5 protein-coding genes are annotated in these 17,111 nt (G+C 73.2%); 3 read left to right on the forward strand and 2 right to left on the reverse strand.

The features are described 5' to 3' along the window. Positions 1–52: 52 nt before the first annotated feature. Both ACH4DZ_RS23420 and ACH4DZ_RS23425 read right to left on the reverse strand, forming a co-directional pair. The gene (locus ACH4DZ_RS23420; RefSeq protein WP_398289248.1) at positions 53–1,333 is read right to left on the reverse strand and encodes a ricin-type beta-trefoil lectin domain protein; all 1,281 of its coding nucleotides are present in this window, start codon (positions 1,331–1,333) and stop codon (positions 53–55) included. Then, complete coding sequence (locus ACH4DZ_RS23425) at positions 1,330–2,244, reverse strand: type VII secretion system-associated protein (RefSeq protein ID WP_398289582.1); 915 nt, start codon at positions 2,242–2,244, stop codon at positions 1,330–1,332. Before ACH4DZ_RS23425 ends, ACH4DZ_RS23420 begins: the two co-directional genes overlap by 4 nt. A 460-nt stretch (positions 2,245–2,704) precedes the next feature. On the opposite strand from ACH4DZ_RS23425, the gene ACH4DZ_RS23430 reads away from it, so the two are divergent. The 3 genes from ACH4DZ_RS23430 to ACH4DZ_RS23440 all read left to right on the forward strand — a co-directional run bounded on the left by ACH4DZ_RS23430 (position 2,705) and on the right by ACH4DZ_RS23440 (position 17,099). Next, positions 2,705–3,844: a mannose-binding protein gene (locus ACH4DZ_RS23430; RefSeq protein ID WP_398289249.1), complete on the forward strand. Its 1,140-nt coding sequence runs from the start codon at positions 2,705–2,707 to the stop codon at positions 3,842–3,844. Positions 3,845–4,065: 221 nt separating this feature from the next. Further along, complete coding sequence (locus ACH4DZ_RS23435; protein WP_398289250.1) at positions 4,066–16,089, forward strand: amino acid adenylation domain-containing protein; 12,024 nt, start codon at positions 4,066–4,068, stop codon at positions 16,087–16,089. Positions 16,090–16,178: 89 nt separating this feature from the next. Beyond that, positions 16,179–17,099: a helix-turn-helix domain-containing protein gene (locus tag ACH4DZ_RS23440; protein ID WP_398289251.1), complete on the forward strand. Its 921-nt coding sequence runs from the start codon at positions 16,179–16,181 to the stop codon at positions 17,097–17,099. The last annotated feature ends 12 nt before the right edge of the window (positions 17,100–17,111 follow it).

Here is a 17,111-nt window from a genome sequence, read left to right on the forward strand (position 1 = left end):
GAGGGGTGCTCCCGGGCTCTCCGGGGCGCCCTCGGGCTGCGGGCGCCCTGTCTCAGACGCTCCACTTCTGGTTGTCGGTCCCCGCGCAGCTCCACAGCTGCAGCCAGGCACCGCTGCCCCGGTTGTTGTCCTTGATGTCGACACACTTGCCGACGACGGTGTTGACCAGGTCGTGGCTGGCGTTCAGCACGAACTTCTGAGCGGCGTTGCCGCTGCACCGGGCGATCTGGATGGGAGTGCCGTCGCTGTAGTTCGCGTTGGCCACGTCCAGGCAGAGGCCCTTGATACGGACGGTGCCGTCGGAGGCGAACTGCCATTTCTGGGCGGCCCCGCCGTTGCAGTCCCACACGAACAGCTTCTTGCCGTCGCCGAAATCGCTGCCCGGTACGTCGATGCACTTGCCCGAGAGGTGACTGCGCAGGGAGACGGAGGCGCTGAGAGTCACCCCTGAACCGGCCTTCGCGGACTGGCTCCCGCCCCCACCGGAGGTCGTCTTCCCGCCGCTCTGCTTCGCCGGCTTTTCCTTCTGACCGGCGTCCTTCTGAGCGGCGTCCTTCTTGGCCTCGCCGTCACCGTTTCCCTTGCCCTTGCCCTTGCCCTTGCTCTCGCTCTTCGCCGGGGCGGACGTGGCGGCGTTCTGGGCCGACTTGCCCTGCTGGACGGGGTCCTTCTTGCCGTCGCCCGCGGAACCCGTGTCGGGCGAGGTCTCCGCGAACTCGCCGGGTACGTCCTGGGCGTTCCCACCCAGCACGGTTCCGGCCGAGGCCGGTCCCCTGCGGTCCTTGTCGTCGTCCCCGCCGAGCATCAGCAACGGCACGGACACGAGCAGCGCGCCCGCGACGGCGGCCCCGGCCAGCACCGCCTTGCCCGGCCGGCCCACGGGCCCGGTCTGCTGCTGCGGCCGGTCGATCGCGGTCGCCGTCATGGTCCGTACGAGCGCGGGGAGCCGGCTCTTGGCCGCGGCGGCGGCACCGGGGTCGGCCTCGGCCTCTCCGCCTTCGGAGTCGGTACCGGCTCCACCCTTGGTCCCGGCCTCGGCTTCCGGCTCGGTCCCGGCTTCGGGCTCAGTTCCGGCTTCGGGCTCAGTTCCGGCTTCGGGCTCAGTTCCGGCTTCGGGCTCGGTGGCCTTGCCCTGGGGGGCCGTTCCTTCGGCCTCACCTGACTTCGTACCGGCCGTCACCGCTGCGGGCTCGGACGTACGCTCCGACTCGGGCCGGGGCTTGGGCTCGGCGCCGACGGCAGTGGCGGTGGCGGTGGTCGAGACCGACTCCTCGCTACCGGAATCGGCCGACGCACTCGGGGAGGCAGGGGGCTGCTGGGCCGAACGTGTCACGGGGTCCTCCCTGCGATGTGGGGGCTGTGGGGGTGGAGTTCAGGAGAACTGCCGGCCGGTGGCGGTGCGGCCACGGAACCGGTACCGGAGCCGGCACGGGCCGCTGTGTCAGGGGGAGTTGCGGAGGGAGTACCGAAGTCCTCCGTCGTCACGGCGTCCGCCGCGGTCGCCCCCTCGACGCCCTGTCCCGGTAGGAGAGGGAGAAGGCTGTCCGCCGGGACCAACAAGGGGGCCGCGGCTCCGGCGTTGACCATCAACCGGGTGCCCGAACCGCTCAGTGACCGGGCCAGCTGCCGCGCCGGAAGCCTGCCATGACGAAGTACCGGGGACATGAACTCGTGTGCCGGTGAGGTGAACAACAGCACCACCGGCGCCCCGTCCTGCCCGGTGCCAGTGAGCGGTCCGCCGTCCGGCGCGCGCACCACGGTCACCTCCGCCTCGGCGAGCGCCGCGAGTGCCTCGTCCACCGAGCCGTAACCGGTGGCGGCCCGTTGCGCCGCCGCGTCCACCGGGTCGGTGGGCTTCGGCCAGCCGAGCACCCGGGCCGAGGGCCGGTACGCCGGGTTGGCGCGGTACTCCCCCACGCCCCCGCTCTCGTCCGACTGCCACTCCCCCAGGACCGCCCACTCCGGCGGGGTCCGCTCCTCGGTCCACTCCGGGTCGACCACCCCGATCCAGTGACCGGGAGCCCGGCGGGCAGCGGCCCGTACGGCCTCGGGTATGTCGGGGTTTTCCGCGGCGTCCACGGTGTTCACGGTCTCCGAGGTGTTCACGGTGTTCACGGTGTCCGCGGTGACTGGTACGTCTGTGGTGCCGGCGACGGACGACTCGGTGACAGCGGTCCCGCCGGAGCCGTCGGGCACCACGGGCAAGGCGTCGTGCCCGCCCTCCTGCCGTTCTCCGGGCCGCATCTTCACCTGAACTCTTCGGTCCGTACGGATTCCTGGGTGCCGCACCACACACGCGCACGCCGATGCCGATATCGATCAGATCGGGGAGCCAACAGAATGCCACACCAGCCCCACGCGTGGGGCGTCGGGGCGGACCCGTATCGGGCGACCGCCTGCCCGTTTGCTGCCCGGTTGGAGAACTTTTTGGGAGCAGTGAGGCGTGGGTGGACAAAGCGATGGGGCGGTTGGGACTCGGGGTGCTGCTGTCGCCCCTGCGACGGGCTAGGTTGGGTCTGCCATCGGACCCGTCCATGCACAAGTGCCCTGTACCGCCTTGCACAAGTGCCTTCCATCCGGACGCCCGAGCCAGGGCCGTACGGGAAGGCCTCGCAGCTCAGCAGGGCATCGGATCGGCCCGGCCCAGCCGTTGTTCGGACCGGTGCCCACCACCGACAGCTCCGCCACCGAGGAGGAGTACCGCATGTCCCCCCAGCCCCACACCCCCGGCGAGAACGCGGACGGAGCCGCCGCCGGCGCGGAGGAGGCCGAGTCCACATCCGCGTCGTCGCCGGCACCGGACGAGCGCGCACCGGCGGCCCCTGCCGAGGCCTCTGAAATATCTGAGACCTCTGAGACCTCAGAGACCCCTGAGGCGAAGTCAGGCGCTGCCCCGGCCGGAAACGGAAAGCAGGGCACCGCCCCGGCCGCGGAGCCCGGCGCCGAACCGGACGGCGAGACCGGCGCCGACCCGGACGGGGAGACCGCCGGCACCCCCGCCGGCCCGGCCACCCCGGCCGCTCCCCCCACTCCCACCGCCCAGGCGGCGCCCGCGCCCACGGCGGAGACCACCGAGGCACCTGAGGCTCGCACGGAAGGCGTCGCCGTGGCGGCGGCCGTCGCGACGACTCCGCCGGGCACGAAGACCGGCACCGGCGTCAACAGCGGACGCCCCCGCAAGCCGGTCCTGGCAGGGGCCGCGATCGCCGGCGCCGTCCTGATCGCCATACCGCTGCTGCTGGCCGGGAGCGCGCAGGACGACGGGCGGCCCGATTCCAAGGGGCTGGCCGCGGAGGGTTCGGACACCGTCCTGAACGCGAGCTCCGCCCCTGCCGTCCTCGACGACTACGTGGCCGAGACGCCCAGTTCGTCCCCGCGCAAGGAGAAGCCGAAGAAGAGCGAGGCTCCGCAGGTCGTCCCCAAGGCCGTCGCGCCCGTGCCGGAGGCAAGGACGAGCAGCCCGGCCGCGAAGAAGTCGAAGGCCCCGGCCAAGGACAAACCGAAGGCGACCCCCAAGCCGAACTGGGGCACCAAGACCGTCTACGCGACCACTGTTCTGCAGGCCAACCAGTCCTGGAGCACCAACCGCATCCGCATGGTCATGCAGGGCGACGGCAACCTCGTCGTGTACAACGAGAAGAACAAGCCGATCTGGGCGTCCATGACCTTCGGCAGCAACCACCGGGCGATCTTCCAGGAGGACGGCAACCTCGTCATCCACAACGGGGACGACCGCCCGATCTGGGCCTCCCGGAGCCATGGCCACGCGAACGCCCAGCTGATCCTGCGAGCCGACGCGAAGGTGGTCATCCTCCACAACGGCGTAGTCATCTGGTCGACCTGACCCGAGCGGCCCGTCGCCCGATCCACCTCCGTACGGTCCTCCCACCAGGCCCCTGCGCCCGACCCCGAACCGGGGAACGGGAGCAGGGGCCTGTGGCGTCCAGGGCTCCCGCACTGCTCATACTTGGGGCCCCGCAGCGCGCCGCCTCCCCTTCTGCCCGCCAGGACGCTTCGCTCAGGCACCAACAGTTGGCCCACGCCCACGCACGAACGAACGGACTCATGACTCCTCCTGAAACGCTCCTGGACGTGCTGCTGGACGCGGCCCACCGGGCACCCGGACAAGTCGTCGTCCACGTCCGCGGGGACGGCGGTGAGGTGGCCGTCACCTTCCGGCAACTCCTCGAAGAGTCCCTGCGGGTCGCGGGCGGCCTCCGTGCGGCAGGAGTCGCCCCGGGTACCTGTGTGCCGTTACTCGCGGACCGCAGCGAGGATTTCCAGCCGATGTTCTGGGGCGCGCTGGCGGCCGGACTGGTGCCGGTGCCGCTCGCGCCCGACGCGCGGCGGGTCGGGCCCGTGTGGGAACACCTCGGCCGCCCGCCCGTCATGGTGGACGAGGCCTGCGCGGAGGTGGCCGACGAACTGCCGGGCGCTGCGGAGGTGTTGCGGCTGGAGACGCTGCGGGAGTGCCCCACTCCGGCCGCACCCGCGACACCCGGGCCCGACGACCTGGCGTTCCTGCAGTTCTCGTCCGGCAGCACCGGCGCGCCCAAGGGCGTGGAGCTGACCCACGCCGCCGTGGTGGCCAACCTGCGGCAGATAGTCGCCGTCTCGGCCCTGTCCGAGCAGGATGTCCTGGTCAGCTGGATGCCGTACTTCCACGACATGGGTCTCATCGGCACCCATCTGGCACCGCTGGCCTCGCGGACGAAGCAGGTGAAGATCGGCCCGCTGTCGTTCGCGAAGAACCCGCGCCTGTGGCTGGACGTGACCGCCCGGCACCGGGGCACGGTCCTGTCAGCCGCCAACTTCGCGCTCTCGCTGACCGTCCGGCGCGTACCCGCCGACGTACTCGCCGGACTCGACCTGAGTGCGGTGCGGCTAATCCTGGTCGGGGCCGAGCCCATCTCCGCGACGGTGTGGCGGGACTTCGCCGCCAGGATGCGTCCCGCCCGGCTGGATCCGCGGGCGGCGACACCCGTGTACGGACTGGCCGAGGCGACCTTGGCCGTCACGTTCCCGCCGCTGGGCGAAGTGGCGGTTCCCGTCGCCCTGGAGCGGGCCGCACTCGCCCGGGGCGTGGTCGTGGAACGCGCGGCGAACGGGGCGGCGAACGGGGAAGACCTGCCGGGGACGGACGTCTCGGCAGTGACGGACGCCGTGGAGGTGACGGACGTCGTGGCTGTGACGGACATCGTGGAAGTGATGGACGTCGGCCCGCCGGTGCCGGGCTGCTCGGTCCGGATCACCGACGGCACCGGCCGGCCGCTGGGCGACCGGCGGGTGGGGCACATCGAGGTGCGGGGCCCGCAGACGGCCCGCGGCTACCACCGGCTGCCGGAGACGACAGCACTGTCCTTCGCCGAGGACGGGTGGCTGCGGACCGGGGACCTGGGGTTCCTGCGGGACGGCCGGCTGTGCGTCAGCGGCAGGCACAAGGATGTCCTTTTCCTCAACGGCCGTACCTTCCACGCCCCGGACATGGAGGAGGTCGCGGGCGCGAGCCCCGGGCTGCCGCCGGGCAGCCCGGCGGTGATCGGCTCGACCGACCCGGTGACCGGCGGCGAGCGGGTGGTGGTGTTCGTTCCCTGGGCCCGGCCGCCGCGCGGTGCCGCCGAGGTCCTGGACGGGGTCGCGCGCCGGATCCGTACCGCACTGGGCCACGACGACGTACGCGTGCTCGCACTGCCGCCGTCGGCGTTCCCGCGCACCACGAGCGGCAAGCTGCAACGACAGCGGATGCGGGCCCGTTTCGAGGAGGGCGCGTACCGGCCCACGGCGTCCTCGTCGCCCTCGCCCTCGCCCCTGCCCTCGTCCACGTCCTCGTCCTCGTCCTGCGGGAACCCGGCAGCCCCCGTAGTCCCCGAAGCGCCCGAAGTCCCCGCGGCCCCCGCGGCCCCTCGCTCGTACGACGCCATGCGGCGAGTGGTGCGCAGTGCCTGGGCCCGGGCACTGCGTCTGCCGGAGGCTTCCTTCGGAGACAAGGACCGCTTCTCCGACGTGGGCGGCACCTCGCTGAAGGCCATGGAGGCGCTGGCCCGGCTGGAGGAGTCCCTGGGGCTCACGCTGGGGCCCGCCGTGATGCGCAACGACACCGTCACGACGCTCACCGACCACCTGCTGACCGTCACGGCGCAAGAGGCCGCGACGCCGCACAAGCCGCCCACGCGCAAGGCGCCCACGGACGAGCCGTCGGACCCGCCCTCGCCGGATGACGCGTCGTCCGCGACGGCGGTCGTCGCGATGGCCTGCCGTTTCCCCGGCGCGAGCACGCCGGAGGAGTTCTGGGACCTGCTGACGGCCGGCCGTGACGTCGTCACCGAGGTGCCACAGGACCGTTGGGCCACCCCCGGCACCCCCGGCACCCCTGGCACAACCGGCACCGCACGGCCCGGCCGCTGGGGTGCCTTCCTGGACGACCCCGCCGCCTTCGACGCCGCCCACTTCGGCATCGACGACGAAGAGGCCCGTACGCTCGACCCGCAGGCCCGGATCTTCCTCGAACTGGCCCACGAGGCCCTGGAACGCGCCGGTTACGCCGGACCCCGCCGACGCGGCCTGCGCATCGGTGTCTTCGCCGCCGTCGGGGACAGCGGCTACCGCCGGATCCTCGCCGACGCCTCCCCCGACCTCACCTCGTCCGCGACAGCGCTGACGGGCAACCTTCCGAACCTCGTCGCCGCCCGGGTCTCGCACTGCCTCGACCTGGACGGCCCGGCCCTCGCGGTGGACACCGCGTGCTCGTCGGGTCTGGTCGCGCTGCACCTGGCCCGCCGCAGCCTCGCGGACGGCGAGTGCGACATGGCCGTCGTCGGCGGAGTCAACCTCCATCTCACCCCGGACGGTCACCAGGCCCTGGAAGCCGCCCAGGCACTCTCCCCCACCGGACGCAGCCGCGCCTTCAGCACGGCCGCCGACGGGTTCGTACCCGGCGAGGGAGGCGCGGCCCTCGTCCTGCGACGCCCGCGGGACGCCCACCGGGACGGCGACGACGTACTCGCCCTCGTGCGCGGCACCGCCGTCAACAACGACGGCACCTCACTGAGCCTGATGGCACCCAACCCCCTGCGACAGCGCGAGGTGATCACCCGCGCGTACGAGGTCTGCGGCGTCGATCCGGCGACGGTGACGTATGTCGAGGCCCACGGGACGGGCACGGCCGTCGGTGACCCCATCGAACTGCGGTCCCTGGCCCACGCCTTCCCGCCACGCGCGGACGGCCGGCCACGCCTGCTCGGCTCGGTGAAGACGAACGTCGGACACCTGCTGAACGCGGCCGCCCTGCCCTCGCTCGTGAAGGTGGTCCTGGCTCTGCGGCACGGCCGGCTGCCCGCCTCCCTGCACCACTCGCCGCCCTCGCCCGCCGTCGAACGGTCCGGATTCGCGCCGGTCACCGAGGCGGGCGACTGGCCGTCGGCCGACCCGTCCGGCCCCCACAGGGCCGGTGTCAACGCCTTCGGCTTCGGCGGCACCAACGCGCACGCCGTGCTGGAACAGGCACCGCCGCCCACGGCACACGAACGGGCCGGCGACAGTGGCCCGCACCTGTTGACCCTGTCGGCGAACAGCGCGGCCGGGCTGGACGCGTGGGCGTCCCGTCTCCTCGGCCATCTGCGCGCGCACCCGGAGTTGGACGAGGGCGACGTGTGCCGGGCGGCGGCCACGGCCCGCGACGAGGGCCCGTACCGCCTCGCCGTCGTGGCCGACGGCGACCTGCGCGAACGCCTGACCGCTGCCACGGCTCCGGGCGGCGACCGACGGCCGGGCGTGGCTGCCGGGACGGTGACGAACCGGCCGCGGACCGTCTTCGTGTTCCCGGGCCAGGGCTCGCTGCGACCGGGACAGGGCCGCGCGCTGTACGCGACGGCGCCGGTGTACCGCGAGACGCTCGACGAGGCGTCGGCCCACGTCGGCGCGGTGCACGGACGGGAGTTGACGGCCTGGTGCGTCGACCCCGGGGTGGACGCACAGGCGCAGGCCGCGACGGAGATCGCCCAGCCGCTGCTGGTGGCCCACGGGGTCGCGCTCGCCCGGCAGTTGCGGGCCTGGGGCGTACGGGCGGACGCGGTCGTCGGGCACAGCGTCGGAGAGCTGACCGCCGCCTGCGTCGGCGGAACACTGTCGTTCGCCGACACGCTGGCGTTCGCGGCGGAACGCGGACGCCTCATGGGAGCGTCGACCCCACCGGGCGCGATGGCGGCGGTGCGCGGGGCCGACGAGGAACAGGTCGCGGCCCTGGTGGCGGCGGCCCCCCGGGAACTCGCGGTCGCCGCCCGCAACGGCCCCGGCAGGCTGGTGCTCTCCGGCAGTCCCGACGCGGTCGGGCGGGCGACGCGGGAACTCTCCGCGCGAGGCGCTTCCGTACGCGCGCTGGAGGTGTCGCGTGCCTTCCACTCGCCACTGATGGAGCCGATCGCCCACGAACTGACCGCCGCAGCAGGCCGGTTGAGGTTTACGGATCCCGGCCTTCCGTTGCTGAGCACGCTCACAGCCGAGTGGCAGCCGCGCCTGGACCCGGACCATCTGCGCGAACACGCCCTGCGACCGGTGCTGTTCGGGCAGGCGGTGACCCGGCTGCTCGACGAGGGCTACGACAGGTTCGTGGAACTGGGGTCGCCCGAGAGCCTCGCAGGTCTCGTCCGGGCGACCGCCGCCGCGCGGGAGCCGGCGGACAGGACCGGCTCCGGCAGGGACGTCCTCGTGATCTCCGCGCCCGTGGGGCCGGAGCGTTCCGGGGCTCCGCAGGAGGACGCGCCGGGCGGAGCGGGCGAGTTGCTGGAGACCGTGGCACACCTGTGGGCACGCGGTACGGCACTGGACCGTACAGAACGCGACGGGAGCCGTCGGCGGGTTCCACTGCCGCCCTACCCCTACCAGCGGCGCCGCCACTGGCCCGATGCCGGGGAACCCGGCCTGCTGCACCACGTCACCTGGCAGGAAACACCCCTGGCGCCGAACACGTGCGGTCCGGTGCTGGTGACCGGCCCGGACCCGACGGCCGTGTACGACCTCACCCAGCGCCTCGCGGACCACGGCGTGCAGACGGGCGCGGCCCCCGAAGCCCGTCCGCAGGCGGTGATCCTGCTGGCCGGGCCCGCCGCCCGTGGCACGTCGGCCGAGATCGAGCGTATCCAGCGTGACCTGGTCACGGCGTTCCACGAGGCGCTGACCCTGTTCGACCTGACCGGGGCCGGTCGTCTGCTCGTCGTGACCGAGGACGCGCACGCCACCGGGCACGGCCGGGAACGGCCGAATCCGGTCCAGGCGGTACTGGGCGGGCTGACACTCGCCGTGCCGTCGGAGTCCGCCGGAGCGGTGGCCGACTGGGTCGACCTGTCCTCCCTCGACGACGCCGAGCAGCGGTTGCGAGCCGTCCTCACCGAGGTGGCCGCACCCCGGGCGGCGGGTGCCGTCGCCTATCGGAACGGACAGCGGCTGGTACGGACCGTCGCCCCGCGGTCGGCGGATCCGTCCGGCGTCCAGGACAGGCTGCCCGCCGACGGCACCTTCCTCATCACGGGCGGCGCCGGGGGCCTCGGCTCCGCCCTGGCCCGGGAACTCGCCGGGCGTGGCAGACCGGTACTGCTGCTCACGGGCCGTTCTCCGCAACCGCCCACCGGTCTGCTGGCGGAACTCACCGGTCTCGGTGCCGACGCCCGCTACCACCGGGCCGACCTCACCTCGCGGGACGACGTGGAGGCGCTGATCGCCGAACTGCCCGCGCCGGACGCCGTCCTCCACGCGGCCGGAGTCGTACGTCCCGGCAGTCTGCGCGGGACGAAGGTGGAGGAGACGATGGAGTTGCTGGGCGCGAAGACGCTCGGCACCGTGTTGCTGGCCGAGGCGCTGACCCGGCACGGCCGCACTCCCGACGTGTGTGTGGCGTTCTCCTCCGTCTCCTCGGTGCTGCCGGGACTGGCCGGGGCACTTGGTGCCTACGCGGCGGCCAACTCCTTCCTCGACTCGTTCGCGGGCGCCGAGCGGCAGGCGGGGCGGCCGTGGCTGTCGGTGAACTTCGGGCCGTTCGCCGGGACGGGTCTCACCGCCGCGTTCGCCGCCGACGCCCTCCCCGACGGCGGAGGCCGACTCCTGGCGACCGCACCGGCGTTGGCGGCACTGCGGACCGCGTGCGGCACCGGCCAGGCCCAACTGGTCCTCGCCGACCGGCCGACAGACCGGCCGAACCGGTCCCGCACCCGCACCCCCCTGCCCAGCACGCGCGAGCCACGGCCCGCGGTCCGCACGACCACGCCCCTGTCCGGCACCGCCGCGGTGCTGCGGGAACTGCTGGCACAGTCGCTGGGCGTCCCGGCGTCCACCGTCGACGACGACGCGCCGTTCCTCTCCCTGGGCCTGGACTCGCTGGGTGCGGTCGACCTGGTCAAGCGACTCGAACGCAGGTCGGGTCGGTCCCTGCCCGCCACGCTCTTCTTCGAGTACCGGACCGTACGGGAACTGTCCGCCCACCTGGACGCGGACAGCTCCCCCGCAGCGGCGGGGGCGGAGGCGTCCGCTCCCGTACCCGCCACGGACCCGGCCCCCTTCGCCCTCACCCCCGTACAACTGGCCCTGCACACCAGCAGTCGGCTGCATCCCGGCGTCCCGGCACGCGGTCATCTGCGGATGACGGTCCGCGGCCCCCTGGACACCCATGTCCTGGGGCAGGCACTGGCAGGCCTGGCCGAACGGCACGGCATGCTGCGCCTGCGGATCGACGATTCCGGCGCCGGCCCCGCGCAACGGCTGGCCCCGCCAGCTCCGCTGTCGACCTGGTACGAGGTCCGCGAGTGCGGGGCCGAGCAGGTCGCCGACCTCGAAACGGCTCTCTGCAACCAGCCCTTCGACCTGACGGCCGAACCGCCCGTACGGGCTGTGCTGCTCCGGCAGGAAGCGGGCGTCGCGCACCTGTTGCTGGTGGTCCACCACGCGGCGGCGGACGGATACAGCCTGAACGTCCTGGCCGGTGAGCTGTGGTCCGCCTACACCGCGCTGTGGCGGGGAGAACACCCGCAGCCGACGCCGGACGCGCCGAGCTTCGCGCAGTACGTCCGCACCACTCGCTCCTCCGGCACCACCGCCTCGGACGCCGACCGCCGCTACTGGACCGAGCGGCTGGCCGAACACCGGGCCGGGCGCGGCGAACCGCTGCGGCTGCCCTACGACGGCGATCCCGACGCACCTCCGTCGGGCCCGCTCGTGCAGCACTACGGTTCCCTCGACGCGACCCTCACCGCCGGTCTGGAACGGCTGGCCGCCGCACACGACGTGTCCCTGTTCCATCTGCTGCTCGCCGCGTATGTGCGCTGCCTGTCACGGTGGACCGGCCGGCGGGACATCGCGGTCAACGTGGCCCGGGCCCGCCGCGAGGAACGCTTCCCCGGCGTGGACCGGCTCGTCGGCCCGCTCGCCGACACCCTCCCCCTGCTCTGCGCGACCGAACCCGACGAACCGGTCGTCGCGCTGGCGCAACGGCTGCGCCGCGGCTGGCTGGAGAGCGAACGGCACGCCGGGCTGAGCAGCCTGGAGCTGGCCGGTCTCCTGCCCGGCGGTGGTCCCCGGACGGCGAGCCCGGCGGGCTTCAGTTTCGCCCGCTTCCCGGCACACGTGGCGGCCGACTGCCCGGTCGAGGTACGGGCCGACGCGGCCGGCACCGGATCGGCCGCGACCCGGCTGAGCCTGCTGTGCTGGGCGGACGGGTCGACGCTGCGCATGTCGTGGAACTTCCCGTTGCCTCTGTTCGACCCGCGCACGGTGACGCGTCTGGACGGGGAGTACCGCGCCGAACTGGCCGCTCTGTGCACGCCGTTCCCCGAGTCTCCCCGGGAGACCGACGAACCGCGCGGAGTGGTCGGCCGACTGCTCCGCCGGTTCCGTGCCACGCCCGACGCCACCGCCGTGGAGGCCGACGGAACGGCCCTCACCTACGCGGCACTCGACCGCGCCTCGCAGCTCCTGGCGACGCGGTTGCACGCGGCAGGCGTACGTGCGGGTGACCTGGTCGGGCTGCTCACCGAGCCCGGCGCGGACACCGTGATCGGCGTCGTCGGCATCCTGCGCGCCGGGGCGGGCTGGGTCCCGCTGGACGCGACGTACCCGCCCGCCCGGCTGACGGACCAGCTGAGGCGCGCGGACGTCTCCACCGTGGTGTGCCATGAACCGACCGCGCCTGTCGCGGAGTTGTTCGGCAAGGATGGAGTGCGTGCGGTACGCGCCGACGGCTCGCCGGACCCGCGGGCCGGCACCGCGTCGCCCGTACCCGATGCGACCTCGGCGCCCGACGCGATCGCGTACGTCATCTTCACCTCGGGTTCCACCGGCCGCCCCAAGGCGGTCCCGATCACGCACCGGGCGATGGGGAACTACCTCGACTGGGCCATCGGGACGTTCGGCTACGACGCCGGTGACCGCCTGGCGCAGACGGCGTCGCCGTGCTTCGACGCCTCGGTACGCCAGCTGCTCGCGCCCCTGCTGGTCGGCGGCACCGTGGTGACCGTACCGCGGGAGCTGCTGCGCGATCCCGAGCTGCTGCTGGCGTACGCGGAGCGGACCCGGATCACTGTGTGGAGTTCCGTCCCGACGCTGTGGGAGCAACTGCTGTCGGCCGCCGAGGAGCGCGTACGCCGGGGAGCGGGCCGCCCGGACCTGTCGGCGCTGCGCTGGGTGCACGTGGGCGGGGAAGCCCTGTCCGCCGCGCACGTGCGCCGGTGGTTCGGCCTCTTCGGCGACCGGCAGCGGATCACCAACCTGTACGGCCCCACCGAGACGACCGTCAACGCCACCTGCCACATCATCACGACGTGTCCGGCCGACGGCGTACGGACCCTGCCGATCGGACGGCCGGTCTCCGGCACCGACCTGGCGGTGGTCGACGCCCACGGCGCGCCCTGCCGCCCGGAGGAACCGGGCGAACTCCTGATCGCGGGAGTCGGCCTGACCCCCGGCTATCTGAGGCAGCCCGAGCTGACCGCGGAAGCGTTCACCGTGCGGGACGGTCGGCGCTGGTATCGCAGCGGCGACCGGGTCCGGCTCCGCGCGGACGGAGTTCTGGAGTTCCTCGGGCGGATCGACGACCAGGTGAAGATCCGCGGGAACCGGGTGGAGACGGGAGAGGTCGAGGCAGCCCTGCTGACGCATCCCGGGATCGCACAGGCGTCGGTGGTCGCACGCGAGGGGCGGCTGCTGGCGTTCGTCACCGCCCGGCCGGGTTCCGGGCAACCGGAGCCGCCGGACGTGCGCCGCCATGTGGCCGGTCTCCTGCCGCCGTACATGATTCCGGCGCGGATCACGGTGCTGGACCGGCTGCCGCTCAGCGGCACCGGCAAGATCGACCGCCGTGCGCTCGGGGATTCTCCCTCGACCCCGGTGGCGGCCACCGGCGGGAAGGCTCTCCCTGCCACGGCCACCGAGCGCCAACTGGCCTCCGTCTGGTCCGAGTTGCTGGAGGTCGACGCCGTCTTCCGGGAGGACGACTTCTTCGACCTGGGAGGCGATTCGCTGCTCGTCCTCCAGGTGTTCGCCCGGCTGAGCGAAACCGGGACGGATCTGCCCCGCCCGACGGTGATCTACGACAACCGCACCCTCGCGAAGTTGGCCGCCGCCGTGGACGCGACCGCCGCGGAAGGGCGTCCAACGCCGGCGGCAACCGCGTCCACGGACCACGCGGCTCCCTTCCCCGTCACGCCGGCCCAGCGCGGTTTCCTCCTCGCCGAAGCCCTCTCGCCGGGCGGAGGCGGTTCCTGGCCCGCGCGGCTGCGGTTGTCCGGCCCACTGGACCCGGAGGTGTTCCAAGCGGCGGTGGACCTGCTGGTGGAACGCCACGGCATGCTGCGTACCGTCTTCCCCGCCGGCGCCCGACCGCCCGTCCAGCAGGAACTCCCGCCCTCCCTGCGCCTGCCGGTCGCCTTCGAGACCTGTACCGACCCCACCGAGGTGGACGGACGCGCGGCGGCCGAGGCGGAACGGCGCTTCGAACCGTGGGCCTGGCCGCTGCTCCGGCTCCGGGTCCTCACGCTCGCAGAGCACGAGCACGTCCTCCTCGTCCACGCACACCACCTCATCGGCGACGGCTACAGCGCCGCACTCCTCGTACAGGAACTGACGGCGGTCTACGACCGGCTGGCCGCGGGCCGCACCCCCGAACCGCCCGCGTCCCGCGCCACCTTCCGTGACCACGCCCTGCTGTCGGCCGAGGCGCGGCCGGACACCGCGCCGGGTGCGGCGGAGCGCCGGGCCCGGGTCGACGCCCCCTACCGGCAACCCCCGTTGCGCACCACCGGCCAGGACGACGGAGCGGAGTTCCTGTCGGCGGGATTCGTACTCGATGCCGCGTGCACCGCGTCGCTGCGGGCGCTCGCGGCGAAGGCGGGGGCCACCCTGTACGCGCCGCTGTTGACCGCGTACCACCAGCAGTTGACGCGGCTCACGGGTCAGGCGGACCTGATCGTCGGCCTGGCGGTGAGCGGTCGCGACCGGGGCCTGACGCTCGACGCACACCGTGTTTTCGGCCCGTTCGCCACCGCAGTTCCCCTACGGCCGACGGTCGCACGGGCGGACGGACGGACGGAGGACTTCGCTGCTGCCCTGCGGCGGATCGTGGCCGAGGCCGAACAAGCGCGCAGGCATGAGGACATCGTGCCCCGCAATGCCGACGGACTGCCCCTGACCTCGCAGTTCTTCTTCACCTACCTCGACTTCTCCGTCCTCGCCGCTCCGCACGGGCAGTCGCTGACCGCGTCGTGGGACGACGGGGACAGCGCGTTCGCGCCGCCGTCGTCGGCGACGGACGTGTTCCTGGCCGCACGCCCGGAGGGCACAGGACTGCGCCTGACGGTACGAGGATCGGCCGCGGCCTTCTCCCCGTCGGCGCTGGACGGCTTCGCCCGGGCGCTGCGGGAACGGCTCACGCGTGCCGTGCGCCCACGCGACAGGAACCGCCCGTCGAGTCCACCCCGGCAGACGATGGACGCCGCCCTGGTCGGCTACCTGCCCGCCCCCGGCCACCTGGCCCGGCTGGCAGGCCTGCCCGAGGACGCCCTGCGACGGGAGGACCTGCGCGCGACGCTGTTCCCCGACGGCGCGCCACGCCTGCTGGAGACGGTCCGCACACCGCTCGGTAGGTCGGGCTTCGTCTGCGTGCCCCTGTTCTCCGACGAACTCGGCCGGGACCCCGAACTCGTCGCGCACACCGCCCGCGCGGTGTCGCTCGCCTCCTCGCTCGGAGCCCGGTGCGTCTCCCTGGCCGGCATGATCCCCTCGCTGACCGGTTACGGCTTCGACGTACTGCGGTCCGCGGACCTGGGCCCGGCAGCCGTCACGACCGGGCACGCGGCGACCGTCGTCTCCGTGGTCCGGACGGTGCACGCGGCACTCGCCGCCACCGGAAGGGACCTGGCGGACCTCGACGTCGCTTTCGTCGGGCTGGGATCGATCGGCACGGCCTCCCTGGACCTGCTGCTCACCCGGGCCCTCCGGCCGCCACGGCGGCTGCTGCTCTGCGACGCGCCCGGCAGCGGACCACGGCTGCGGCAACTCGCACGACGACTGAGGGAACGCGGCCGGGCCGACGAGGTGGCGGTGGCGGAATCCCGGCCCGCACTGCCCGATGCCGTGTACGGGGCCGACCTTTTGGTGACGGCGGTGAGCAGCACCCACACGCTCCTGGACGTCGACCGGCTGACGCCCGGCACCATCGTGGTCGACGACTCCTTCCCGCACTGCTTCGACAGCGGGCGGGCGCTGGCCCGGATGCGGGAACGCCGGGACGTACTCGTCCTGGGCGGCGGACTCCTGCACCTCGGCGACCTCGACCGCGAGATCGCCGAGGGGCTGCCGGCAGCGGCGGCGGCCGGATACCTCGCCCAGTCATGGCCGGCAGGAACCCTCGCGTCCTGCCGAACGGAATCCCTCCTGCACGCGGCGGAACCGCAACTGCCGTTGGTACGAGGCTTGGTGGACGAGGCGGCGGCCCTCGCCTACTGGCAGGCCACCGAACGCGCGGGGGTGACAGCGGGCCCCCTGCACCTGCTGGGCCACACCGTCGGACCGGACCTCCTGGCAGGCGTGCGCGGAGCTGGGGCCGGCTCCTGAGTTGAAGATCATGTACAGGACAGCCCCTAGGATGGCCGGGCACAGTGTTCGGATGCGCGCGGAGTTGCGTTCACCGCAAGGAGACTGCCATGGGCACGACAGAGGCCGTAGGTTCACCGTTGGACAGCAGTGTCTCCGACCGCAGAGTTCTGGACGGCCAGTCGGCCGGTCCCGTGCTGCCGCGTCTGGTGCTGGGCGCACGGTTGCGCGCGCTGCGGGAGGAGAGAGGGATCTCCCGTGAAGCCGCGGGGCATGTCATCCGCGCCTCCCGGTCCAAGATCAGCCGCCTGGAGGCCGGCCGGCACGGGTGCAAGCCGCGTGACGTGGCCGATCTGCTCACGCACTACGGAGTCACGGACGAGGCCGAGCGCGCCACCTTGCTGGTGCTGGCCGACGAGACCAACACCCCTGCCTGGTGGCAGTACTACAGCGATGTGGTGCCCGCCTGGATGCACACCTATCTGGGCGCCGAACAGGCGGCGAGCGTCATCCGCTGCTTCGAGGTCCAGCGCGTACCCGCCCTTCTGCAGACCCCCGCCTACGCGCGCGCCTCCGTCCGGCTCGGCCATCCGAACGCCGACGCTCAGGAGATCGAGCGGCGCGTCACGCTGCGTATGGAGCGCCGGCGGATTCTGCACCGGGATCCGCCCGCCCAACTGTGGGCCGTGATCGACGAGGCGGCGCTCCGGCGCCCGGTGGGGGGCGTCGACACGATGCGCGCCCAGCTCAGGCATCTCATCGAGCTCTGCCGGCTCCCGCAGGTCACCGTCCAGATCATCCCGTTCCTCGCCGGCGGCTACGCGGCCGAGGGCGGTCCGGTCACCATCCTGCGCCTGCCCGGCGGTCAGCTGCCCGACGTGGTCTGTCTCGAACAGCTGGCCACCGCCCTCTATCCCGACAAGCCGGCCGAGATCGAGCGCTACTGGGATGTCATGAACCGCCTGGGGCTCGAAGCCGAGTCACCGGAGGAGACGCCCACGATCCTCCACCGCGTCCTCCAGGAGACCTGACCCCGGAGGTGA

This window comes from Streptomyces sp. NPDC017991, from assembly GCF_044328075.1.
GTDB lineage: Bacteria > Actinomycetota > Actinomycetes > Streptomycetales > Streptomycetaceae > Streptomyces.

What these genes read in the sequence shown, in the direction of transcription:
- ACH4DZ_RS23430 (WP_398289249.1), top strand. Translation starts at nt 2,705, where the DNA reads ATGTCCCCCCAGCCCCACACCCCCGGCGAGAACGCGGACGGAGCCGCC.
- ACH4DZ_RS23440 (WP_398289251.1), top strand. Translation starts at nt 16,179, where the DNA reads ATGGGCACGACAGAGGCCGTAGGTTCACCGTTGGACAGCAGTGTCTCC.
- ACH4DZ_RS23435 (WP_398289250.1), top strand. Translation starts at nt 4,066, where the DNA reads ATGACTCCTCCTGAAACGCTCCTGGACGTGCTGCTGGACGCGGCCCAC.
- ACH4DZ_RS23425 (WP_398289582.1), bottom strand. Translation starts at nt 2,244, where the DNA reads ATGCGGCCCGGAGAACGGCAGGAGGGCGGGCACGACGCCTTGCCCGTG.